Annotated in this window: 21 protein-coding genes; 16 read left to right on the top strand and 5 right to left on the bottom strand. The window is 33.0% G+C overall.

Annotation, left to right across the window (positions count from 1 at the left end):
• Positions 1-185 precede the first annotated feature (185 nt).
• Complete coding sequence (locus tag ABMA45_RS05900) at positions 186-1,460, top strand: adenylosuccinate synthase (protein WP_022088962.1); 1,275 nt, start codon at positions 186-188, stop codon at positions 1,458-1,460.
• A gap of 238 nt (positions 1,461-1,698) precedes the next feature.
• Here the strand turns inward: ABMA45_RS05900 and ABMA45_RS05895 are convergent, their stop codons facing one another.
• On the bottom strand, positions 1,699-1,887 hold the full coding sequence (locus ABMA45_RS05895; protein ID WP_022088961.1) for a hypothetical protein: 189 nt from the start codon (positions 1,885-1,887) through the stop codon (positions 1,699-1,701).
• A gap of 263 nt (positions 1,888-2,150) precedes the next feature.
• Between ABMA45_RS05895 and ABMA45_RS05890 the strand changes: the two genes are divergently transcribed.
• The 5 genes from ABMA45_RS05890 to ABMA45_RS05870 all read left to right on the top strand — a co-directional run bounded on the left by ABMA45_RS05890 (position 2,151) and on the right by ABMA45_RS05870 (position 6,944).
• Positions 2,151-2,663 (top strand): SEC-C metal-binding domain-containing protein, encoded by a 513-nt coding sequence (locus ABMA45_RS05890; RefSeq protein ID WP_022088960.1) that lies wholly within the window; start codon positions 2,151-2,153, stop codon positions 2,661-2,663.
• Positions 2,664-2,866: 203 nt separating this feature from the next.
• Positions 2,867-3,610, top strand: a complete 744-nt coding sequence (locus ABMA45_RS05885; RefSeq protein ID WP_022088959.1) for a class I SAM-dependent DNA methyltransferase — start codon at positions 2,867-2,869, stop codon at positions 3,608-3,610.
• A gap of 57 nt (positions 3,611-3,667) precedes the next feature.
• On the top strand, positions 3,668-4,537 hold the full coding sequence (gene hslO, locus ABMA45_RS05880) for an Hsp33 family molecular chaperone HslO (protein WP_022088958.1): 870 nt from the start codon (positions 3,668-3,670) through the stop codon (positions 4,535-4,537).
• 195 nt (positions 4,538-4,732) lie between these two features.
• Entirely contained in the window at positions 4,733-6,574 is a 1,842-nt protein-coding gene (locus ABMA45_RS05875) for a family 16 glycosylhydrolase (RefSeq protein WP_022088957.1), read from the top strand.
• 76 nt (positions 6,575-6,650) lie between these two features.
• Positions 6,651-6,944, top strand: coding sequence for a YerC/YecD family TrpR-related protein (locus tag ABMA45_RS05870; protein WP_022088956.1), 294 nt, complete (start codon positions 6,651-6,653; stop codon positions 6,942-6,944).
• Between the two features lie 171 nt (positions 6,945-7,115).
• Here ABMA45_RS05870 and ABMA45_RS05865 read toward each other — a convergent pair whose 3' ends face one another.
• Positions 7,116-7,742: a DUF1836 domain-containing protein gene (locus ABMA45_RS05865; RefSeq protein WP_022088955.1), complete on the bottom strand. Its 627-nt coding sequence runs from the start codon at positions 7,740-7,742 to the stop codon at positions 7,116-7,118.
• A gap of 173 nt (positions 7,743-7,915) precedes the next feature.
• Here ABMA45_RS05865 and pcrA point away from each other — a divergent pair, with 173 nt between their 5' ends.
• Positions 7,916-10,174 carry a DNA helicase PcrA gene (pcrA, locus tag ABMA45_RS05860; RefSeq protein ID WP_022088954.1) on the top strand — a complete coding sequence of 753 codons (2,259 nt, stop codon included), beginning with the start codon at positions 7,916-7,918 and terminating at the stop codon, positions 10,172-10,174.
• 66 nt (positions 10,175-10,240) lie between these two features.
• On the top strand, positions 10,241-10,483 hold the full coding sequence (locus ABMA45_RS05855) for a hypothetical protein (RefSeq protein ID WP_022088953.1): 243 nt from the start codon (positions 10,241-10,243) through the stop codon (positions 10,481-10,483).
• A gap of 316 nt (positions 10,484-10,799) precedes the next feature.
• Here ABMA45_RS05855 and ABMA45_RS05850 read toward each other — a convergent pair whose 3' ends face one another.
• The 3 genes from ABMA45_RS05850 to ABMA45_RS05840 form a co-directional block, all read right to left on the bottom strand.
• Positions 10,800-11,633 (bottom strand): J domain-containing protein, encoded by an 834-nt coding sequence (locus ABMA45_RS05850; protein ID WP_022088952.1) that lies wholly within the window; start codon positions 11,631-11,633, stop codon positions 10,800-10,802.
• A gap of 103 nt (positions 11,634-11,736) precedes the next feature.
• Positions 11,737-12,738: a DUF5685 family protein gene (locus ABMA45_RS05845; protein ID WP_022088951.1), complete on the bottom strand. Its 1,002-nt coding sequence runs from the start codon at positions 12,736-12,738 to the stop codon at positions 11,737-11,739.
• 160 nt (positions 12,739-12,898) lie between these two features.
• Entirely contained in the window at positions 12,899-13,303 is a 405-nt protein-coding gene (locus tag ABMA45_RS05840; RefSeq protein ID WP_022088950.1) for a hypothetical protein, read from the bottom strand.
• Between the two features lie 722 nt (positions 13,304-14,025).
• On the opposite strand from ABMA45_RS05840, the gene ABMA45_RS05835 reads away from it, so the two are divergent.
• The 8 genes from ABMA45_RS05835 (at position 14,026) to ABMA45_RS05800 (ending at position 23,728) form a co-directional block, all read left to right on the top strand.
• Positions 14,026-15,483 carry a sugar transferase gene (locus ABMA45_RS05835; protein WP_022088949.1) on the top strand — a complete coding sequence of 486 codons (1,458 nt, stop codon included), beginning with the start codon at positions 14,026-14,028 and terminating at the stop codon, positions 15,481-15,483.
• Between the two features lie 181 nt (positions 15,484-15,664).
• Positions 15,665-16,795 carry a glycosyltransferase family 4 protein gene (locus ABMA45_RS05830; protein ID WP_022088948.1) on the top strand — a complete coding sequence of 377 codons (1,131 nt, stop codon included), beginning with the start codon at positions 15,665-15,667 and terminating at the stop codon, positions 16,793-16,795.
• 4 nt (positions 16,796-16,799) lie between these two features.
• Positions 16,800-17,774, top strand: a complete 975-nt coding sequence (locus ABMA45_RS05825) for an acyltransferase family protein (protein WP_022088947.1) — start codon at positions 16,800-16,802, stop codon at positions 17,772-17,774.
• A 19-nt stretch (positions 17,775-17,793) separates the two neighbouring features.
• Complete coding sequence (locus ABMA45_RS05820; RefSeq protein WP_022088946.1) at positions 17,794-18,993, top strand: glycosyltransferase; 1,200 nt, start codon at positions 17,794-17,796, stop codon at positions 18,991-18,993.
• A gap of 23 nt (positions 18,994-19,016) precedes the next feature.
• Positions 19,017-20,192, top strand: coding sequence for a radical SAM protein (locus tag ABMA45_RS05815; RefSeq protein ID WP_022088945.1), 1,176 nt, complete (start codon positions 19,017-19,019; stop codon positions 20,190-20,192).
• A gap of 10 nt (positions 20,193-20,202) precedes the next feature.
• Entirely contained in the window at positions 20,203-21,348 is a 1,146-nt protein-coding gene (locus tag ABMA45_RS05810) for a glycosyltransferase (RefSeq protein WP_022088944.1), read from the top strand.
• Between the two features lie 14 nt (positions 21,349-21,362).
• The gene (locus ABMA45_RS05805; protein ID WP_022088943.1) at positions 21,363-22,523 is read left to right on the top strand and encodes a polysaccharide pyruvyl transferase family protein; all 1,161 of its coding nucleotides are present in this window, start codon (positions 21,363-21,365) and stop codon (positions 22,521-22,523) included.
• A gap of 41 nt (positions 22,524-22,564) precedes the next feature.
• A complete protein-coding gene (locus ABMA45_RS05800) occupies positions 22,565-23,728 on the top strand; it encodes a Coenzyme F420 hydrogenase/dehydrogenase, beta subunit C-terminal domain (protein ID WP_022088942.1) in 1,164 nt (387 codons plus the stop codon).
• Positions 23,729-23,786 lie beyond the last annotated feature (58 nt).

Below are 23,786 nucleotides of genomic sequence, written 5' to 3'. Positions count from 1 at the left end.
GTAAGAACCGGATGCAGATTAAGAAATTTATAAGGTTTATAAACATTTACTAGCATTTTTTGCAGTTAGATAGTATAATGTATGTGGTCAAACCATGGGCTTTAGTTATGTAAACCATATTTTAGGAGTTTGACTAATACAGGTAAACAGTTATTTACCAGGTACAAAGTTTAGGAGGATACTAAATGGTAAGAGCAATAGTAGGTGCCAACTGGGGCGATGAAGGTAAAGGTAAAATTACAGACATGCTTGGTGAAAAGTCTGATATAATCGTTAGATTTCAGGGAGGAAGCAATGCAGGTCATACAATTATAAATGACTATGGTAAATTTGCATTACATTTACTTCCATCAGGTGTATTTTACCAGCATACAACATGTATTATCGGTAATGGTGTTGCACTCAATATTCCATACCTTCAGAAAGAAATAGATGAAATAGTTTCAAAGGGTGTTCCAAAACCACACATCCTTGTTTCAGACAGAGCACAGATTCTTATGCCATATCATATTGATTTTGATGCTTACGAAGAAGAAAGACTTGGAGGAAAGTCATTTGGCTCAACAAAGTCAGGTATTGCTCCATTTTATTCAGATAAATATGCAAAGATTGGTTTCCAGGTTTCAGAATTGTTTGATGATGACATTTTAAAGGAAAAAGTATACAGAGTAGCAGAAATGAAAAATGTTATGCTTGAACATATGTATCACAAGCCATTAATTGACCCTGAAGAATTATTAAAGACATTACATGAGTACAGAGATATCGTTGAACCATATGTTGCTGATACATCATTATTTATCAGCAATGCATTAAAAGAAGGTAAAACAGTTCTTTTAGAAGGACAGTTAGGTTCATTAAAAGATCCTGATTTTGGTATTTACCCAATGGTTACATCTTCTTCAACACTTGCAGCATACGGTGCAATTGGAGCAGGTATTCCACCATATGAAATTAAAGATATTATTACTGTTGTTAAGGCATATTCAAGTGCAGTAGGAGCAGGTGAATTCGTAAGTGAAATATTTGGAGATGAAGCAGATGAACTTAGACGCCGTGGTGGTGACGGTGGCGAATTTGGAGCTACAACAGGTCGTCCAAGAAGAATGGGATGGTTTGATGCAGTTGCTTCAAGATACGGATGTAGAATGCAGGGTGCTACAGAAGTTGCACTTACAGTATTAGATGTACTTGGATATTTAGATGAAATTCCGGTATGTGTAGGATACGAAATAGATGGAGAAGTAACAAGAGACTTCCCTGTAACAGCAAAGCTTGCAAAAGCAAAACCTGTTTATAAAGTACTTCCTGGATGGAAAGAAGAAATCAGAGGAATTACAGAATATGACAAACTTCCGGAAAACTGCCGTAAATACATTGAATTTATAGAAAAAGAATTAGAAGTACCAATCACAATGGTATCAAATGGTCCGGGAAGACATGAAATCATATACAGATAGGCAATGAGCCATCGCACAAAAAGAGAGAGAGATACACGATGTGAGTTTACTCACAAGAGAGTATCTCTCTCTCTTTTTGTATGTGGCGAAGCCACTGACGAAATAGACCGAAGGTCTATGAGTACAGATGGCACATTGCCTATCTATGATGCCCAAGTTGGAGAATAAAAATATCCGAAAAAACAAGTCTAAATTCTTACGCATAATAATAGAATTGCCAGTCTCCATCTAAATGTAACTATTTCCTACCTAAAACCTTAGCTATCAGTAAAATAGCGTATATCAAACATGGAAGAACAACGATGCTCCATGCACAGGCCATAAATGCTGAATTGTTTCCCATTATCGCAAAAACAAGACAGGCAATAATTAAAACAGTAAGAATTCCAATTGTAGCAAAAACCAAAATTTTTTTAATTTTATCCATAAGAATGCTCCTTTAAGAAGTAATATTATTTCTTTATATACAAATACTTTTTGTATTATAGAATAATAAATTAGAAAATAAAAGCATAAAAGTAACAAAAATATTATTTAATAAGAAAAATCTAATAAAAAGTTTTATTGCAATTATTAACATTTATTCGTATAATATCTAAAGTATGCGTAGTTTGTTTACGCAAATCAATTAAAAATGTAATTACAGATATTAAATTATAATGAAAGTTAAGTTATGGAGGAATTTGCGTAATGGCAGAGAAAAAATACTTATTAGAAACTTGGAGAGAAATTGCTTACAATCAGAATCAGACTCAGCAGCAGTTTGACGCATTTTGGGATGCATATTTTGTTCAGGAAAAAGAAGTTTACAAAGATATTCTTGGAAACAAAGATGTTGTAGTAAAAGGAACTATTAAAGAACTTGCTGATAAGTACAATATGGAAGTACTTACAATGGTAGGATTTTTAGATGGAATTAATGATAGCTTAAAGGTATCTAACCCAATTGATACATTTGAAGAAGATACAGAAGTAAGTCTTGAATATGATCCTGAATTGTTATACAAGAACATGGTTGAAGCTAAGGCAGATTGGTTATACGGCTTAGAAGAATGGAATGACATTCTTACACCAGAAAGACAGAAGGAATTATATAGAGAACAGAAAAAGTCAGGAACAATCGTTAAGGAAAAGAAGATTGGACGTAACGATCCATGCCCATGTGGAAGTGGAAAGAAATACAAATTCTGTTGTGGAAGATAATTATAGGGCGGTCCGGCTGTTAGCTTGGCCGCTTTAGTTTATTATGGACTTTAGTCTGAGTAAGACAATCACGCAGCGTGTGATTGTTTTAGAACTATAAACCACCTGCTATGCGTGTGGTGACATTGTATATTTTTATATTAGCTTTAAGGTAAACTATTATGGTTTTAGCCAAAAGAATGTTATAGTTTTAGGAGAAAAATATGGATGCTTATACCGGATTTGCCGCAGTTTATGATGAATTAATGGATAATATTCCATATGAAGAATGGGGCAAATATTTAATAGATTTGTTAAATGAATATGGAATAAAAGATGGAATCGTATTGGATCTTGGTTGTGGCACAGGAAATATTACAGAGATTCTTGCAAATAATGGCTATGATATGATTGGAGTGGACAACTCTCAGGAAATGCTTAATATAGCGATGGAAAAAAGAGGCGATGATACATCTATATTATATTTGCTTCAGGATATGAGGGGATTTGAATTATATGGAACAGTTGCTGCAGTTGTAAGCATTTGCGATTCGCTAAATTATCTTACTGAATATGAAGATGTTGTAGAAACATTTAAACTCGTAAGAAATTATTTAGACCCGGGAGGAATTTTCATATTTGACTTAAATACGGTTGGAAAGTTTGAACAGATTGGAGAGTCAGTAATAGCGGAAGACAGAGAAGACTGTAGCTTTATTTGGGAAAATACATTTTATGAAGAAGAGCGCATAAATGAATATAATTTGTCAATATTTGTTCAGGGTGAAGATGGCAGATATGACAAATTTACGGAAAATCATTATGAAAAAGCTTATTATTTAGAAGAAATACGTCAGGCTTTAGAGGAAGCAGGACTTGAATATATAACGGCGTATGAGGCATTTACTAAAAATCTGGCAAATGATAATCAGGAAAGGGTTTATGTGATTGCCAGAGCAAATAAGTAAAAATAGAAAAACAATCGAGGAAATGAAATATAGAAATAAAAATAAAGGAGAAATTAAATGAGCGAAGATTATATTGTAAGAGCAATGGCGGCTGATAATCAGATTAGAGCATTTGCAATTACATCAAGAAATATAGTAGAAACAGCAAGACAGCATCATAATACGAGTCCCGTTGCAACAGCAGCTCTTGGAAGACTTCTTACAGGAGGAGCGATGATGGGTGTTATGATGAAAGGTGATAATGACATCCTTACACTTATGATGAAAGGTGATGGACCGATAAATGGAGTTACGGTAACAGCAGATTCTCATGGAAATGTAAAAGGATATGTAGGCAATCCTAATGTAATCATCCCTGCGAATTATGCAGGAAAATTAGATGTCGGAGCTGCAATTGGATATGGAACATTGACTGTAATTAAGGACATGGGATTGAAAGAACCATACTCAAGTCAGGTGCCACTTGGAACAAGTGAAGTCGCAGAAGATTTAACATATTATTTTGCTACATCAGAACAGGTTCCTTCAGCAGTAGCGTTAGGTGTTCTGATGGAAAAAAATAACACAGTAAAGCAGGCAGGAGGATTTATAGTACAGCTTATGCCATTTGCTGAAGAAGAAGTAATATCTGCATTGGAAGAAAAAATAGCAAAGATAACTTCAGTAACAGATATGCTTGAAAAAGGGATGACACCGGAAGATATCTTAGAATTTGTATTAGGAGATTTAGGCGTAGAAATAACGGATAAGGTGCCAACACAGTTTTATTGCAACTGCAGTAAAGAGAGAGTTACAAAGGCATTAATGGGAATTAACAAGGCTGAAATTAAAGATATGATTAATGAGGGTAAGGACATTGAAGTGAATTGTCATTTCTGTAACACAAATTATAATTTTAGTGTTGAAGAATTAAAAAAATTACTGTAAAAAAGTTTTTAGTAAATAAATTATGACCTATTGTTTGCAAAAGTAAAATTGTAAATATTAGGTCTTTATTTATATAAGTAAACAAATTTGTAAGAAAATAGGTGAAAATTAACAAAAAATATTGTAAAAAACGTTTTCATTTGTTTAAATATACATATATCATAAAAAGAGAAAATGATTTAGGAGAAAAGAAATATGAGAAAGTGGTTTAGAAAATGTATGGCGTCATTGTGCGCTGCAACAATTGCGTTCAGTGGAATGTATATTGTTGGAAACGAAAGTACAAAAGATGTAAAGGCCGACGGAGAATACCAGTTGGTGTGGAGTGATGAATTTGATGGTACAGAGCTTAATAGAAATAATTGGAATGTAGAAGTTAACGGTAATGGTGGAGGAAATAATGAACTTCAGTATTATGTTGACCGTACAAACAATATTCAGGTTAGTGATGGCACATTAAAGATTACTGCCAGAAAAGAAAACTATGGTGGTAAAAGTTATACTTCAGGAAGAATTAATTCTAAAGGAAAACAGGAATTTAAATATGGAAAAATTGAAGCTAGAATGAAACTTCCAAGATTTTCAGGAATTTGGCCGGCTTTTTGGACATTAGGTGCTAATTACGACACTGTAGGATGGCCTAAATGTGGTGAAATGGATATCATGGAAGCAATAAATGATAATAATACAGTATTTGCAAATCTACATTGGTCATATAAAAATACGCAGGCTGATACAAAAGGAAAAAAATATGATGTGGGTGACAGAACCCAATGGCATACTTATGGAATGGAGTGGGATGAGAATAGTGCCGCATTTTATGTTGATGGATATGTATATGAAAGATATACCATTTCAACACAGTCTGAAATGGAGGAATTTAGAAAAGCTCAATTTATTATATTAAATCTTGCTGTAGGTGGACAACTCCCAGGATATAATATTAATCAAAATGGTTTTCCTGCAACAATGGAAGTTGACTGGGTAAGGGTTTATCAGAAGCCTGAGGAGGAATCAACAAAATATACAGGTCCAACGATTACAGTTAACCAGGATGCAATAGGTGAATATACAGGTGCATGGACTTCATTCTTTGGACAAACATGGTGTGGAACTTATGGAAATGTAATTGGTAATGGAGCAAAGGTAACAGATGGGGTTACTATAAATGTAACAGATGCAGGAATAATACAAGGTGATAGTCAGTGGAGTGCTCAGGCGAATATAGAAGGATTAAAATACTATGCCGGAAATGATTACGTATTAAAATGTACATTAGTTTCAACTGAAAGCAAAAAAGTATTTGTAAAAATTGCAGGAGACGATGAAGAGTCAATTAGTGGAGAATACATTACATTGGTAAAAAACCAGCCATATAACTATGAGAAAAAAGTGAGCATACCAAGTGATTATGCAGGAAAGCTTGATTTGAAATTTGGATTTGGAAGAAGTGATGGGGATCCAATGGCTCAGAATGGAAGTTTTAGTGCAAAAATAACGAATTTATCATTTTCAACAACGGCAGTAATTCCTGACCCAAGTTATGCAGAAACGACAACTAATAATGGAAATAGTGGGAACAACAGCACAACTAATAATGGAAATAGTGGGAACAACAGCACAACTAATAATGGAAATGCCGGTAATAATGAAACAAATAACAGTAATATAAATAACAGTAATATAAATAACACATACATAACTAACAATGTTTCTGATGTAAATAATATTGATAACATTTCTATACAGCAGATTCAGAATAGTAAAACTAAAATAATTAGTGCAAAGAGCAAAAAGAAGAGAAGCGTAAAAATAATTATTAAAAAGCAGACTAATGTTACAGGCTATGTTATCAAATATAGTACAAATAAAAAATATTATGGCTATAACACAAAGCAGATAAAAAAGAATATTTATAACTTTAAAAAACTTAGCTCAAATAAAAAATATTATTTTAAGGTCAGAGCTTACATAAAACAGGATGGAAAGAAAATTTACGGAAAATGGAGCAAGAGTAAAAAAGTAAGAGTTAAATAATATAAGAAATGACTGGACTTTCAGACTTTAGAGTGTTAAAATGTGAAAGAGAAAAAGATAGCACAGGAGGCAATTTATGAGTAAGTCAGTTAGAACAAAGGAAGTAGATCATTTATTTGCAGCTATATTATCATTGGAAACAAAGGAAGAATGTTATACATTTTTTGAAGATGTATGTACCATAAATGAATTATTATCAATATCACAGAGATTTGAAGTGGCTAAGATGCTTAGAGAAGGAAAGACATATTTAGAGATTTCAGAAGACACAGGGGCATCAACAGCTACAATCAGCAGAGTTAACAGATCTCTTAATTATGGTAATGATGGTTATGATATGGTATTAAAGAGAGCCAAATATGATGATTAGCTTTGAGCAGTCTGGATTAGAAGATAGTATTTAATATTAAAGTAATTAACACTTCGCTTTTTGAAAATTCAGTTTCATAAATAAGGTCTTACCTTATACAAATTAAAAGCCTTAAATTTTGAATTAGAAACAAAATTTAAGGCTTTTAAAATACAGTTACACTAAATTCTACTATTTATCAGTTTTATTCTTATCACTCTTATTTTTATCAGATTTATCTTTTGAGTTTTCTTCTTTTGGAAGAGAATCAATCAGTTTTTCGATAATCATTTTTCTTGCAAGGCATTCGTAAGTCAAAGTAGCAATTAGCGTAAGTGTCTGCAAATATTCTTTATTATCTTCATTATCCAGATTTGAAAAATACTCATTGGATTTTACGTACGCATCAATAATTGACTGATTATCATCAGTATCTTTCATATATTGAATAAATAATTTAAAAATTTCTTCGAGACTATTATTTCCATCATTAAAATAATCTTTAATTAATGGGGACAAAGCTGTATCAATATCATTAATTGAAATAATATTTTTAAGATAAAATATCATCATTAAAAGAATTAAATGGTCTTTTGAATATTTCTTCTTTTCGGGAGGTGGTAATAAACGACTTTTAGCATAATTATTAATCATGGTTTTTGTTAAGAGTTTGTCGTCATCGTTACGTTTGCTTCCCTCAAATTTATTATTTAAATAGGTTGTTACCTGGTCCATATATAAATCAATGTTTGGTATATCGTCTATGTTAAATGAGTTAAAGTCGTTTAATATAGACTCAATTATTTTATCACTTTCCATATATACCTCCTTATGTACAAAAAATATTATAATACATAGTAATGAAAACTACAAATAAAATTTATTACAAATAGCAGAAAATATGTTCGATTTTTTTAGAAAATATGATATGATAGCAGAAGTATATAAAAATTTGCCTAAGTGGATTATAAAAATAAGGAAAAGGTATATTTATGAGCAGATATGATACATTAAATGATATGCAGCAGATGGCTGTATTTCACACGGAAGGTCCATTGCTTATTCTTGCCGGTGCAGGAAGTGGAAAGACTAGAGTGCTTACACACAGAGCAGCTTATCTTATAGAAGAAAAGGGTGTTTCGCCATGGAATATTATGGCAATCACTTTTACAAATAAGGCCGCATCAGAAATGCGTGAAAGAATTAACAACATAGTTGGATTTGGTGCTGATCAGATATGGGTAAGTACATTCCATTCTACATGTGTACGAATTTTGAGGAGACATATTGAATTTTTAGGATATGATAATAGATTTACAATTTACGATGCAGATGATCAGAAGAGTCTGATAAAAGATATTGTAAAGAGAATGAATTTAGATTCTAAATTTTACAAAGAAAGAGCTGTGGCAGGAAAGATTTCTTCCTATAAAGATGAACTCATAAGTCCTGAACGTGCAATAGAGATAACAAAAGGTGATTTGAGAGAAAATACAGTTGCTAAGATTTATCTTGAATATCAGGTTCAGCTTAAGAAAAATAATGCTTTAGATTTTGATGATTTGATTGTAAAAACAGTAGAATTATTTAAGAAATATCCAGATGTACTGGATTATTATCAGGAAAGATTTAAATACATTATGGTAGATGAGTATCAGGATACAAATACAGCACAGTTTCAGTTGATTCGCCTTCTTGCATCAAAATATAGAAATTTGTGCGTTGTAGGCGATGATGACCAATCAATTTATAAGTTTAGAGGAGCGAATATTACAAATATTCTCTCATTTGAAAAATATTTTGAAAATGCACGTGTTATCAAGTTAGAGCAGAATTACCGTTCTACAAAGAATATTTTAGCTGCCGCAAATGGAGTAATTGCAAACAATCAGGGAAGAAAAGACAAAACATTGTGGAGTGACAATGAAGAAGGAACGCAGATTGATTTGTATCAGGCGGAAGATGCTTATGATGAAGCTAACATGGTTGCGAAAGAAATTAGAAAAAAAGTGAATGCAGGAGACTATAAATACAGTGATTTTGCATGCCTGTATAGAACCAATGCTCAGTCAAGAACATTAGAAGAAAAACTTCTTTTGGCAAATGTTCCTTATAAGATTATCGGCGGACAGAATTTCTATCAGCGTAAAGAAATTAAAGACATTTTGTGTTATTTGAAAACAGTAAATAATTCTACGGATGATATTGCTGTAGCAAGAATTATTAATGTTCCAAAGAGAGGAATCGGAGCTACTTCTATTGGAAAGGCGCAGGCATATGCAGTTGACCATAACATTAATTTGTATAATGCGTTAGAACTTGCATATATGAATCCTGAACTTAGCAGAGCTTCAGCAAAGATTAAGAAATTTACTGATTTTATTGAAGAATTAAGAGAGTACAGTCAGGAGCATTCAATAAAAGAATTAGTAGATAAGATTATTGAAGATACAGGATATGTGACAGAACTTGTTTTGGAAAATACAGACGAAAGCAAGGCAAGAATCGAGAACATAGAAGAATTGATAAGTAAGGTTGTAGAATATGAATCGACAACAGAAAATCCGGATTTGGCAGGATTTCTTGAAGACGTTGCTTTGGTAGCGGACATAGATAGTCTTGATGAGGATAGTGACTATGTGGTCCTTATGACCATACATAGTGCAAAGGGGCTTGAATTTCCTAATGTATTTTTATGTGGAATGGAAGAAGGATTATTTCCGGGAATTTCAGCAATTTGTGCCGAAGACCAAAGTGAAATTGAAGAAGAAAGACGTCTGTGTTATGTTGCAATTACAAGAGCAAAGGAAAATCTTGTAATTAGTTATGCAAAGAGACGTATGGTTCATGGAGAAACAAGATATAATATTATTTCACGATTTATAAAGGAAATACCAACACAGCTTATTAATAGTAAAAATGTAACAGACAGAGTCGCAGCAGGACAGATTCCAAAGAAAGAAGAATTTGGAAATGCAAGCAGAGCAAGTCAGAATGCATTTAGAAATAAACCATTTATGAAATCTTCGTATGGTGAACCTAGCACAAAACCTGCATTTGGTAAATCATTTACAATTACAAAACAGCCGGTTGATTATGTAATTGGAGACAGAGTTAAACATATTAAGTTTGGTGAAGGAACAGTGCTTAATATTGAGGATGGTCCGAAAGATTATCAGGTTACGGTAGCATTTGACAAAGCAGGTCAGAAAATTATGATGGCTTCATTTGCAAAACTTAAAAAACTGTAGTAAAAACAGCACTAAAATGATATACTATTCTTATGAAATATAACTTGTAGTGAAAGGAGTACGGATATGGACGAATTAATCAAGGGAGTTAAGATTGGCAAGATTATCGGCAAAGAAGAAAAGAAGTCTGACGTAGTTAAGATAGTTGGGATCGTACTTGGAGTGCTTGCAGTAGTGGCAGCAATTGCCGGAGTAGCTTATGCAATTTACAATAAAATTACAGAAGATTATTATGATGATTTTGAAGATGATTTCGATGATTTATTTGAAGACGACGAAGAAGATGAAAGTGATTTTGTGGAAGAATAAATCGTTACGCCATAGTGAATGGCAGGTCATGTAGATTTGTTTTTTAAACAATAACCGATGAATAAGTTAAGTCCACATATAACAATTGGAATGTATAGCATTTGGCCGAATTGTATATGTGGACTTATTTTGTAATGATGTCGGGGCAAAAGAACCAAATTATGATTAAGCTCATGTGAGATTAAAAGTAGTGATTTTGATGCCTGATAAAGCATAATAAAATATCTATTAATAAAAAAGAACTTAAAGCCTGAAAGTTATTAATAATTTTCAAACTTTGAGTTCTTTTTATTAATAAATTAAATTGTAATTTATTTTATCGGTAAGTGTATCCACCACCACAACCTGCGCAACAAGCATTGCAACAAAGATTTGCAAGACAGCAGGCTAAGAGTGGGTTACTGCAAATAATTGTAGGCATTCCACCATAACTGCTTTGACGAGAAGTGTACCAGCTGCCACCACTTTCGAATGTACGGACAAGTTGCCGGTAAGTAGCATTATTAGGCTCCATTGAAGATGCCATGCGGGCGTGCTCAAGAGCCTGGACATTGTTGCCCACGCCTTTATTTGCAATCGCACTGTAATAATACCATGCAGCTGTTTTGTTGGAAATTGTATTTAATACATTCAGAGCTTCGGCATAATGTTGATTGTTGATGTAATTGGCTGCGGCACGCATATGCATCTCGTCTTCTGACATATTTGAAGAGTTGCCATAATTACCTGCGCCACCGTAGCCTGTACCAAAGCCACCAAAATTGCCAAAACCTCCAAAATCAAATCCACCAAAGTCCCAATCGCCGAAACCACCGGAATTATAGCCACCGGAACCATTAGAGCCATAGCTACCGGAACCACCGGAATTTCCAGATCCATAACTGCCTGAATTACCATAGCCGGAGCCATAGCCGCCATAAGTTCCACTGCCATAAGAAGAACCACCATAGCCATTTGCACCATGCTTGCGTGCATCCATAATCTGACTATATGCCTGTTGAACCTGCTTGAATTTCTCTTCAGCCTGTTCCTTGTTAGGGTTGTTAATGTTTGCATCAGGGTGGTATTTGCGGCTTAGAGCCTTGTATGCTTTTTTTATTTCATCTTCAGAGGCATCTGGTCTAACCCCTAAAACATCATAAGGATTCATATATCTATTCTCTTTCTAAATTTTTGCTGTGATTATGTTATAATGCGATAGAATATTGTTAATAAAAATTAATTCTGAAAAATTAAAACATCACAATAAAAAATTATTTGTTTTCTAAATTTTTTGAAACACGCCGTTCATAGGAATTCCAAACTCCGGAATACAAAATATTACGAAGAATATCAGCGTTGTCAACAGCAGGGAGCATTTCGAAAGCATCGGAACACTCAGCCATCATCATTGTAAGCATATCTTTGACATGAGTTTCAAAATCCGGGTCAGTATAGTACTTCGAAAATACATTGTAACGTCCCTTTTTGACATCGTCCTCAACATCGTCAAATGCATCCATAATATATATAAATTTCCCAAGGTAAAAGCCCATACGACCAAGACCGTTGGCGTAAATATCGTCAAAAGGCACGAATAGGATTTGCATTATCCGGCCAAATAAACCGGCTACCACATCAACGTTGGTTTCATTCATTTTTTCGCGGGTACCGAGTTCGTCCAACAAAGATGAAATAGCTTCGATTTTATTTTTATAGGAATAATCAGGAGAAATATGCAAATGCCCGGAATCGTCAGTAAAATAAGAATTCTGATTGTTACTGTCAGAATTTGGCTGAGTAGCTGCAACTGAACCATCGTCAACAGCGCTTGACTGAATAGCTGCAACTGAACCATCGGCAGTTGAATCAGAAGTGGCATGTACATTATTTAAATTTTTCCCAATTGAACCTTTTTTTAATAATTTTGAATAAGCAAGTTTAAGAACGCTTCTGTCATCGTGCCAGTCATCCAGACATTTGAAATAAGAAAGGATGACGTTCATGTCAGCAACATAATCCGTAAATTCTGAGGAAATGATGTTCTGACGCTTTAGAGGGTGCACAATGCAACGCTTTGAAGTTACGCTGTGCTCCGGCTCATAAAGTGAAGAAAGAAGGATAACTAAAAAGGTCATGTCATAGGACAGGGTTAATTGCCCTGACAGACCGTGTCGCTTGCTAAGTGAGTGGCATAAGCCACAATAATACGCCCGATAGACATCAAATTCCCTAAATTTGAGTTCGGGTTTGTTTACAACTACATATCCAAACATGGAGTCCTCCAGACAAAATAAGTAAAGAACCACAAATCAAATCGGCTCTAAGTTAAATCACACAATCAGTCGTAAATACTTAATGCCCTCTTAAAAGGAAATTCTTACGCATGTTGTTAAATTATATAATCAGTTGCAGACTATTTATGCATCTGATAAATTAACTTTTTTTGATAAATGTCTGTGAGCATTTTGGACAACGGATTTCGATGCGGCCTTTGCCACGAGGAATACGAATGCGTTGTCTGCAACGTGGACATCTGTAAAAATGATAAAATCTTCTTTGACTGAAAATCTCTTTTTCTCTATGAAATTTTCTTAAGAAGGAAGCTTTTAAACTTAAATATTTGTTATTTTCCTGGTAGCGCTTCTGAATATTTTTTGAAAACATTCTTATATACATCAAAATAATTAAAATAAGTGAAATATAATAAATAATCCCGGACAAACGTCTTGGGACAAATAACGAAAGCACGCATAAAACCAGTGCGAAAATAAGCATTGCTCTGCCAAGTTGATCTACTCCATACCTCCCGTACATTAACTTCGCTAATTTTTCACGCAAATCTAAGACTCCTTCCATATAAAAATAAGAAAAGTTCTAAAGTCTATCATAAAACCTTAAAACTTTGCCCCTTACTTATAAGAAATATTAACCCTAATGAAAAATAAAAACAAGGTAATATAAAGAGAATTAACAAATCCGTTACAAATGTTAACAAAATAGACAAAAGAAGAATGCAAGAAAGGTCAGTATGCGAAAAAAACTGAAAAAAATTGGTGTATATTATAAACAAACAGATAAAAGGTAAAAACAAAACAACGCAAATAGTATAAAAAAGATAGAAAATAGCATAAATATTATGGGAAATTTTTAAAATGAACTAAAATACATATATAGTAAATATATAATAAAAATATTTTTATTGTAACTTTTCCATAAGAAAAGCAGAAAATATTGATAAAACTAACAAAATCAATGTACAAAGAATGTCGTAGATGATATAATAATAAAAGATTGTGTCTAAAAAAATAAGCAACAAATTTACATATTGAACGAAAAATAAAACAAGTTGTAAGAATGAAAATTATATAGATAATTTAATAAAAATATGAATATTATTCACCAAACGGTAAATAAAGTGATTGTTTATTGGATAATAAACAAGAAGATTATACATCAAATAATGATAGGGTAAATATTCATTAAGTAAATAAGTAATAAAATCATTCGCCTAACTAATATATAAAGCAAACTAGAGAAAATACAAAGGGGGAGGATAGAGAGTGTACAACGGAACAAGTAATAAGTGGACAAAGCATTTTGATTTCATAATAGTAGATGTTATATGCATTAATGTAGCGTTCTTTCTAGCTACACTGATATATTCAGGGTCTGGGCATATGTACAACACTTCCCTATATAGAAATGTAACAATATCATTAACACTGATACACTTTTGCGTGGCATTTTTCAGGAACGGATACTCAGGAATCCTTAGACGAGGATATCTGAAAGAAATGAAGGACGTAGTGTATCATAACGCAATAATAATGGCAGTGCTATTTGTATATTTGTTTTTGATACACCAGGCGAATAACGTGTCGAGAATAGTAATATTAATATTCTTTGTGATGGACACAATACTAATGTACATAAGCCATATAGCATTTAAGAAATTTTATGCAGTACGTAAGAATTATGATAATGCTAAGGAAAATATGCTGCTTGTTGTATCATCAGACATGGCAGCAGACACTATCAACAAGATAAGCAACGGACCGGACAAGAGATTTGAGATAGTGGGAATCGCATTGACAGATGTGATGGACATTAAAGAATCAGACATAGATGAAATAGAAGGAATACCTGTAGTTGCCGATGCCAATTCCGTATACGAATATGCGAGGGCAAATGTCATAAATGACGTATTTATCAGAGTAAGCGGAGTAAACAGTTTCGTCGTAGAAGGCATGGCATATGGATTTTTGAATATGGGAATTAAGGTTCATATAAATGTAGAATTTCTTACACACGCTTTGCCAAATGCAGGATTTGAGACAATTAACGAGGTAGCAGTTGTAACGACAAGTATAAATCAGGTGTCACCGGTTGGAGCATTTGCAAAGAGAGCACTTGATATATGCGCAGGACTTGTAGGGTGCCTTGTTACAGGAATATTGTTTATATTTGTAGCGCCTGCGATTAAGATTGCAGACCCTAACGGACCAATATTTTTCTGCCAGTTAAGAGCAGGGAAAAATGGAAAACCATTTAAGTTCTACAAATTCCGTTCAATGTATTCAGATGCAGAAGAACGCAAAAAAGAACTTATGGAACAGAACAAGATGGACGGACTTATGTTTAAAATGGACGCAGACCCTAGAATTATAGGAAGCGGAAAAGATGGCACAAAGAAAGGACTTGGTCATTTCCTTAGGGCTACATCAATAGATGAATTTCCGAATTTTTACAGTATATTAAAAGGCGACATGAGTCTTGTAGGAACACGTCCGCCAACAATGGATGAATACGAACAGTACGAAGCTCATCACAAGAGCCGTCTTGCAACAAAACCGGGACTTACAGGAATGTGGCAGATAAGCGGTCGAAGCGATATGACGGACTTTGAAGAAATAGTAAAACTTGATAATGAGTACATAATGAACTGGAGCTTTGGACTGGATATAAAGATTATACTTAAGACTTTTCTTGTGGTAATTGCCAGAAAAGGGTCAGTATAAAATGATTTGATAAGGTTTAAGTACAGACGAAAATAACTATGTGAAAATTATTTGGCTAAATAAACTTAGCTGATAAAAATGATGAGATAAGTGAAATGTGGTGCCGGGCGATGCCTGGCACTATATGGAATAATAGGTAGGATACCGATAATAAAAATAAGAGAAATGAGAAACAGATAATATGAAAAATGGACAGTTGCGAATAGCAATGCTTGGTCATAAAAGAATACCGTCAAGAGAAGGCGGAGTCGAAATAGTAGTTGAGGAATTAGCTACCAGAATGGTGGAAAGAGGCAATGAGGTTACTTGTCTTAACCGTGCCGGGCATCATGTAAGTGGAAAAGAATTCGATGAAAAAAATAAAAAAGAATATAAGGGAATCAGATTAAAAACAGTTCCTACATTAGATAAGAAAGGACTAGCTGCTATGACTGCTTCTGTGACGGGAGGAGTATGCGCTGCATTTGGCAAATATGATGTAGTACATTTTCATGCAGAGGGTCCTTGTGCCATGTTATGGCTACCTAAATTATTTGGGAAAAGATGCGTGGCAACAATTCACGGACTTGACCACCAAAGAGCAAAATGGGGAAAACTTGCAAGTACATACATAATGATGGGCGAAAAATGTGCAGTAAAACATGCTGATGAAATAATAGTGTTAAGTAAGGGCGTACAGGATTATTTTAGAGAAAAATATGGCCGTGAAACAAGATTTATTCCTAATGGAGTAAACAGACCGGTTATAAGAGAAGCAAATATAATTAAATATAAATTCGGACTTGAAAAGGACGATTACATATTGTATCTTGGCCGATTAGTGCCGGAAAAAGGATTGCGATATCTTGTGGAAGCATTTAAAAATGTGAATACGAATAAGAAACTTGTAATAGCCGGTGGAAGTTCAGATACGGATGAATTTGCAAATGAAATAAAAGCAATGGCAAAGGACGATGACAGAATAATATTTACAGGATTTGTTCAGGGCGAGGAATTGTATGAGTTGTATAGTAATGCGTATGTATACACTTTGCCAAGTGATTTGGAAGGAATGCCACTTAGTCTGCTTGAGGCAATGAGCTATGGAAATTGTTGTCTTGTATCAGATATAGATGAATGCGCATCTGTAGTTGAAGATAAGGCACTTGTATTTGAAAAGTCGAATGTAGAGCAATTGCAGGAAAAACTACAGGAGGCTTGTGATAAGCCTAAGATGGTTAAGAAATATAAAGAAGAAGCTGCAGATTTCATTTGTGAGAAATATAATTGGGATGATGTGGTGGAAAGAACAATGGAGTTGTATAGAGGGTAAGAATATGGAAAAGAAACATTATGGTGCGATAGATGGCTTAAGAGCTATTGCAGCAATTGGTATCGTTATGATGCATATGGGAGCAAATAATAACTATGAAATAGGTGGATATATTTATAATAAAATTATTCCATCATTTACTAATTTTGTATTTTTGTTTATGGTGATTTCGGCTTTTGGAATGTGTTGCGGATATTATGAGAAAATATTAAAAAATGAAATTTCTTTAGAAAAATTTTATGTAAAAAGATTTAAAAAAATATTGCCATTTTTTGCACTATTAGTTTTTGTAGATTTAATTATGTCACCTTCGATTGAATCTTTATATGAAGCCTTTGCAGATTTGACATTAATGTTTGGTTTTTTGCCAAACGCAGGTAATATTTCTGTTATTGGAGTTGGTTGGTTTTTAGGACTGATATTTGTCTTTTACATATGTTTTCCTTTTTATTGTGTTTTAATACAGAATAAAAAGAGAGCTTGGATAGCTTTCGGAATTAGTGTGATATATAATTTAATAGGTTCAAATTATTTTGAGATAAACAGAACAAATATCCTTTATAGTGCATGTTTCTTTATAGCTGGAGGATTAGTTTATTTATATAGAAATGAAATATCAAAAATAAAAGCATGGCAAATATTAAGTGTTATGAGTATTACTATTGTTGTATATTATCTGCTGAATGGTAATGTGTTTATGTGTCTATTAGTTTCAGTAGTGATGCTATTATATGCAATTACTTCAAATGTAAAAGTATTGGACAATAAGATAGCTAAATTCTTAAGTGGAATAAGTATGGAGATATATTTATGCCATATGATGGTGTTTAGAATATTACAAAAAATGAAGATTACTAATATATTTGGAAATGCATGGATTCAATATTTTATTACAGTAATATTAACTTTAATAGGAGCGATTATATTTGCAATTATAGTCAGAAAAGTGTTTGAAGTTGTAGAAAGTAAAATAAAGTAAAAAATATAAGGAATAAAATATGAAGATTTTAATGGTAAATAAGTTTTTGTATCCAAATGGAGGTTCAGAAACATATATATTCAAATTAGGTGAGTATTTAGAAAGTCAAGGACATGAAGTTCAGTACTTTGGAATGGAACATGAAGGAAGATGTGTTGGAAATCACGCAGAAGCCTATACATCCGACATGGACTTTCATGGAGGTTCAAAACTTTCTAAACTGACTTATCCAATTAAAACTATATATTCAAGTGAGGCAAGAAAGAAAATCGGACTTGTTCTTGATGACTTCCAGCCAGATGTAGTTCATTTAAACAACTTTACATATCAGATAACACCGAGTGTTATATTAGAAATAAAGAAATGGTCAAAACGGACAGGGCATAAATGCAAGATTGTGTTTACAGCACACGATTATAATCTGGTTTGCCCAAATCATATGTGCAACAATCCAAATACACACGAAAATTGTGAAAAGTGTTTAGGCGGACATTTTATGAATTGCTTTAAAGGTAAGTGTATTCATGGTAGTACAGCAAAATCAGCAGTTGGAACAATGGAGGCTATGTTTTGGAAAATAAAGGGAACATATAAGTATATTGATTCTATGATATGCTGTAGTGAATTTATGAAAACAAAATTGGACACAAATCCATTGTTTGCAAAGAAAACAATTGCTTTACATAATTTTATAGATAAAGTTGAATGGAAAGAAGTAGAGAAGAAAGACTATGTTCTTTACTTCGGAAGATTTTCAGAGGAAAAGGGAATAGGAACTCTTATAAATGTTTGTAAGAAACTTCCGAACATTCAGTTTATATTTGCGGGAACAGGTCCTTTGGAAGAAGAGATTAATGGAATTAGCAATATTAAAAATTTAGGCTTTCAAAAGGGAGAAGCTCTTGAAAAACTTATAAGAGAAGCAAGATTTTCTATATATCCATCAGAATGGTATGAGAATTGTCCGTTTTCAGTAATGGAAAGCCAGATGTATGGTACACCGGTTCTTGGCGCCAACATTGGAGGAATTCCTGAGCTCATATCTGTAGGTAGTACTGGAGAGTTGTTTGAAAGTGGCAATGGAGAAGATTTGAAAAATAAAATTGAAGAACTATGGAATAACAAAGAAAAGCTAGATAAATACAGTGAAAACTGTAAAAATATTAGCTTTGATACTATTGAGAAATATTGTAATAAATTGATTAAGATATACGAATAAAAGGGAAAAAGGGAGAGAACGTAATGGCAGAGAAAAAATTAAATGGTACAGTTATCGTAACATATAGATGTAACGCACGTTGTTCAATGTGTAACAGATATAAGGCACCATCAAAACCGGAAGAAGAAATTTCAATTGAAACAATTAAGAAATTACCGAAGATGTACTTTACAAATATAACAGGTGGAGAACCTTTTATACGTACAGACTTGAAGGACATTGTTAGAGAATTATATAAGAAGAGCGATAGAATTGTTATTTCAACTAATGGATTCTTTACAGATAGAATTGTTGATTTATGTAAGGAATTTCCTAATATCGGAATTCGTATTTCAATTGAAGGTCTTGAACAGACAAACAATGAAATCCGTGGATTAGATGACGGATATAACAAAGGTTATACAACACTTAAGAAATTACGTGAAATGGGAATGAAGGATGTTGGTTTCGGAATGACAGTTCAGGACAAGAATGCACCTGATTTAGTACCACTTTATAAGATTTCTAATGAAATGGGAATGGAATTTGCAACTGCTTCATTACATAATAGTTTCTATTTTGTAGAAGCAAAAAATATAATTAAAGATCGTCCAATGGTAGCTAAGAATTTCGAAGATTTAATTAATGAATTACTTAGATCAAAGAGTCCTAAGAAATGGATGAGAGCATATTTTAACCATGGTCTTATTAATTATATTTATGGACAGAAAAGATTACTTCCTTGTGATATGAGTTTTGATACATTCTTTATTGATCCATATGGTGATGTAATGCCATGTAACGGAACAAAAGACAAAGAAGTAATGGGTAACTTAAACAATCAGAGCTGGGATGAATTATGGAATAGCCCTGAAGCAGAGCATGTTAGAGCAAAGGTTCGCTGCTGTGACAGAGACTGTTGGATGATAGGTTCAGTGTCTCCAGCAATGCACAAGTACATCTGGAAACCTGGATTCTGGGTACTTAAACACAAGTTTAAAGCTTTATTTAGCAAACATCCATATAGCATGTATGAAAACAAAATTGTACGTGATTACAGAGATGGAAAGGTAACTAAAGAGGAATTGGATAAATGCAGTACTTGTGATATGTGCGCAACAATTAATGACGGATTAAGCGACGCTTCAAGAGAACAGCTTAAAGATAAGAGCGGTGAAGAAATAGTTGATGCAGATATTGCAAAACAGATGGGAGAATAAAGGTAAAAATATGAAACGAGCACTAATAGTAGCAGCTACAGGGGGATTCTTAAAGGGGTTTTTGATATCTGACATGAAATTGCTTCAAAAAATGGGATATGAAGTGCATTGTGCGGCAAATGGAAATTCAGTGTCAACATTTGTACCGGAAGAACTTTTTGCTTCTATTGGAGTTATGTTCCATCAAATTGATTTTTCATCAACATCTCCGATTAGTAAAGAAAGCATTAAAGCATTTAAAGAATATAAAAGACTAATAAAAAAGTATCACTTTGATTTTGTTCATGTACATACGCCTATACCGGGGGCAATTGTGAGAATTGCAACTATGCATGAGAGAAGAAAAGGATGTGTTGTGGCTTATACTACACATGGCTTAACTTTTCCAAAGGGATGTTCTTTAAAGAAAAAGATTGTATATGGAAGTATAGAAAGGATATGCTCACATATTACAGATGGTATTATTACTATTAATAATGAAGATTTCGCACAAATGAAGAAAATGGCCTGCAAGAAAGTTTATCATATTAATGGTGTTGGTGTAGATACAGATAGATATCATAAATGTAAAATAGATAGATACAGTTACAGAAATTCTATAGGATTAACAGATAAAGACATTGCTGTTTTGGAAGTGGGCGAGTTATCAGAGAGAAAAAATCATAGAGTTATTATTGAAGCATTATCTAAGTTAGAAGACGAAAGATATGTTTTTCTTATTTGCGGAAAGGCAATGACTAATTTTGGAACATATGATTTCTTAAAAAAATATGCTGAAGAAAAAAATGTAAGAGTAAAATTTCTTGGATTTAGAAAAGATATTCCAGAACTTAATAAATGTGCAGATATTGCAGTATTACCTTCTTTGAGGGAAGGATTGGGACTTGCGGGAATTGAGGCATTAGCTTCAGGAGTTCCTGTTATTGGTAGCAGAGTGCAAGGAATAAAGGATTATGTTATTGATGGAAAAACAGGGTATTTGTGTTCTCCTTTAAATGCGGATGAGTTTGCAGATAAAATAAAATTATTAAGTGATGTAAATTTAAGAAGATCAATGAAAAATGCATGTATTGATAAGGCAGAAGAATTCAGAATGGATATTTCACATAAACAAATGAGTGAGATATATGAACAGTTACTTGCAAAGAAGAGTTGATAGGAGAAAAAAGAATGATAGGTGTTTGCATTAAATATTTTCATGAAAATTATGGTGGAATGTTACAAGCATTTGCAACAATAAAAATGCTAGAATCAAGAGAAATGGAATATGAATTAATTAGATACAAAAAGAATCTAACTTTAAGAAAAAAAATAAAATCAATTCCAAGATTGTTGAATACTGTGCTTTTAAAGGATAAATATGAGGCTTTTTTAAAGAAAAAAGGGATGATGAAACACCCGGAATTTGCGGAAAATAATGCAATTCGTATGAAAGCATTTGATGAGTTCAAAAAAAATAAATTCATTAAACTTTCAACAGAGTATGTAGGGTATAAGGAGTTATGCAAGGGAGCAAAGAAATATAGTGCAGTTATATCAGGAAGTGATCAACTTTGGTCACCGGCAGGACTGCCTACAAACTTTTATAATTTGATGTTTGTACCTGATGAAGTTAGAAAAATATCTTATGCATCAAGTTTTGGAGTAAGCCAGATTCCATGGTATCAAACTAAGAGAACAGCAAATTATTTAAAACGTTTAGATTATATTAGCATGCGCGAAAACAGAGGAAGTCAAATCGTAAAAGAACTAATAGGAAAAGAGGTCCCTGTGATTTTAGACCCAGTGTTTAATTTTGATAAAGAACAATGGAAAGAATTGATTCCGGTTAAGAATGAAATATCAGAAGAATATATTTTTGCATACTTTTTGGGGAATACAGTCGAATATCGAAAGAAAGTAGAAGCCGCAGCCAATAAATTAGGGTATAAGATTGTGGTACTACGACATTTAGATCAGTACATTCCAGAAGATGAAACATTTGGAGATATTGCACTTTACGATGTTGGACCGGAACGATTTATAAATTTATTAAGAGGAGCAGCGTATGTATGTACAGATTCATTTCATGGTTCGTGCTTTTCAATTATAAATAATAAAAAGTTTATAGTATTTAATCGATATGCAGCGGGATCAAAGAATTCAAAAAATTCAAGAATAGATACTCTGTGCAATAATCTTGGCTTACAAGAAAGAAGATATAACTCTAATAAAACTTTAGAAGAACAGTTAAATGAAAATATAGACTATGAGTTGGTAACAGATAAAATTAGAAAGCTAAAACAGGATACAGATAAGTATTTAGATGAGGCGTTTGCTGATATTAAATAGGAATGTGTTAACAATAATAGAGAGTGAAACGGAGAAAATTCGTGATTGAGATAAAAAATAAAAAGGAGTGTTGCGGATGTACCGCATGCTCAAGTATTTGTCCTAAAAAATGTATTGACATGAAAGAAGATAATGAGGGATTTATTTATCCTAATGTAAACGTAATTGAGTGTATTGATTGCAAATTATGCGAGCAGGTATGCCCTATGACAAAGAAAAGAGAAAATGAAAAGGGAATTCCTGAAAGTATTTTGGCAAGAGATGTAAGAGATAAAGTTCTCTTGACGGGAACATCAGGAAGTGTTTTTACTTCAATTATGGAATATGTATTACAGAAAGACGGAGTTGTATACGGAGTAATTGTAGATGAAGAAAAGGTAGTAAAGCATATTAGAGTGGATTCTCAAAATGATAATAGAATATCAAAAATACCATGCTCAAAATATGTTAGAAGTGAAATAAGAGACATTTTTCCAAAGATAAAGGAAGATTTAACAAGTGGTAAATTAGTATGCTTTTCAGGAGTACCATGTCAAGTAGAAGGATTGAAAAGCTATTTAAATAGAGATTACAAAAATTTATTAACGATTGATGTTATATGTCGTGGAAATCCATCTCCACTTTTTTTGGGAAAATATGTGGAGTACCTAGAAAAGAAATATAAAAGCAAAATAGTTGATGTAAGGTTTAGAAACAAAACATTCGGTTATCACAGTGGAACAATGAAAGTTGTGTTTGGAAATGGAAAAGTATATTTTGGTTCTGCAAGAACTAATTATTTTCTTAAAGCATTTTTTTCAGATTTGTGTTCACGTCCATCATGTTATGAATGTAATTTTAAGCATATACAGCATAAATCAGACCTTACACTTTATGACGGTTGGCATGCGTCTGAATTAGCAAACATAGAGGATGATGATAGAGGATATACCAATATTATAATACAAAGTAATAAAGGAAAAGAAATTTTAGACGGCTTAAAGACGTTGAAAAAATATCCCATTGATACTTTAAAGGCGGTTGAACTTGATGGGATTATGGTAGAAAATTCGGTTGAGTGGAATGATAAACGAGAAAGGTTTTTTGATAATATTAATAATGAAAACATAGAAGAACATTGTTTGAAGTTTATGAAGATATCTTTAAAAGACAAGTTCATAGAGAAAATGAAACGTATATATTACATAAGAAAATTTAATGGTTAAAAATATTCATATGTATAGATATGTTACATAAATAAGACAAGAAAGCATTGGATTGTTA

The sequence above is a fragment of the Eubacterium sp. CAG:156 genome (genome assembly GCF_000434315.1).
Lineage (GTDB): Bacteria > Bacillota > Clostridia > Lachnospirales > Lachnospiraceae > Eubacterium_U > Eubacterium_U album.
This window is presented reverse-complemented; position numbering and strand designations above follow the sequence as displayed.

What these genes read in the sequence shown, in the direction of transcription:
- ABMA45_RS05870 (WP_022088956.1), top strand. Translation starts at nt 6,651, where the DNA reads ATGAGTAAGTCAGTTAGAACAAAGGAAGTAGATCATTTATTTGCAGCT.
- ABMA45_RS05810 (WP_022088944.1), top strand. Translation starts at nt 20,203, where the DNA reads ATGAAACGAGCACTAATAGTAGCAGCTACAGGGGGATTCTTAAAGGGG.
- pcrA (WP_022088954.1), top strand. Translation starts at nt 7,916, where the DNA reads ATGAGCAGATATGATACATTAAATGATATGCAGCAGATGGCTGTATTT.
- ABMA45_RS05855 (WP_022088953.1), top strand. Translation starts at nt 10,241, where the DNA reads ATGGACGAATTAATCAAGGGAGTTAAGATTGGCAAGATTATCGGCAAA.
- ABMA45_RS05885 (WP_022088959.1), top strand. Translation starts at nt 2,867, where the DNA reads ATGGATGCTTATACCGGATTTGCCGCAGTTTATGATGAATTAATGGAT.
- ABMA45_RS05875 (WP_022088957.1), top strand. Translation starts at nt 4,733, where the DNA reads ATGAGAAAGTGGTTTAGAAAATGTATGGCGTCATTGTGCGCTGCAACA.
- ABMA45_RS05890 (WP_022088960.1), top strand. Translation starts at nt 2,151, where the DNA reads ATGGCAGAGAAAAAATACTTATTAGAAACTTGGAGAGAAATTGCTTAC.
- ABMA45_RS05830 (WP_022088948.1), top strand. Translation starts at nt 15,665, where the DNA reads ATGAAAAATGGACAGTTGCGAATAGCAATGCTTGGTCATAAAAGAATA.
- ABMA45_RS05815 (WP_022088945.1), top strand. Translation starts at nt 19,017, where the DNA reads ATGGCAGAGAAAAAATTAAATGGTACAGTTATCGTAACATATAGATGT.
- ABMA45_RS05820 (WP_022088946.1), top strand. Translation starts at nt 17,794, where the DNA reads ATGAAGATTTTAATGGTAAATAAGTTTTTGTATCCAAATGGAGGTTCA.
- ABMA45_RS05805 (WP_022088943.1), top strand. Translation starts at nt 21,363, where the DNA reads ATGATAGGTGTTTGCATTAAATATTTTCATGAAAATTATGGTGGAATG.
- ABMA45_RS05865 (WP_022088955.1), bottom strand. Translation starts at nt 7,742, where the DNA reads ATGGAAAGTGATAAAATAATTGAGTCTATATTAAACGACTTTAACTCA.
- hslO (WP_022088958.1), top strand. Translation starts at nt 3,668, where the DNA reads ATGAGCGAAGATTATATTGTAAGAGCAATGGCGGCTGATAATCAGATT.
- ABMA45_RS05825 (WP_022088947.1), top strand. Translation starts at nt 16,800, where the DNA reads ATGGAAAAGAAACATTATGGTGCGATAGATGGCTTAAGAGCTATTGCA.
- ABMA45_RS05850 (WP_022088952.1), bottom strand. Translation starts at nt 11,633, where the DNA reads ATGAATCCTTATGATGTTTTAGGGGTTAGACCAGATGCCTCTGAAGAT.
- ABMA45_RS05845 (WP_022088951.1), bottom strand. Translation starts at nt 12,738, where the DNA reads ATGTTTGGATATGTAGTTGTAAACAAACCCGAACTCAAATTTAGGGAA.
- ABMA45_RS05895 (WP_022088961.1), bottom strand. Translation starts at nt 1,887, where the DNA reads ATGGATAAAATTAAAAAAATTTTGGTTTTTGCTACAATTGGAATTCTT.
- ABMA45_RS05900 (WP_022088962.1), top strand. Translation starts at nt 186, where the DNA reads ATGGTAAGAGCAATAGTAGGTGCCAACTGGGGCGATGAAGGTAAAGGT.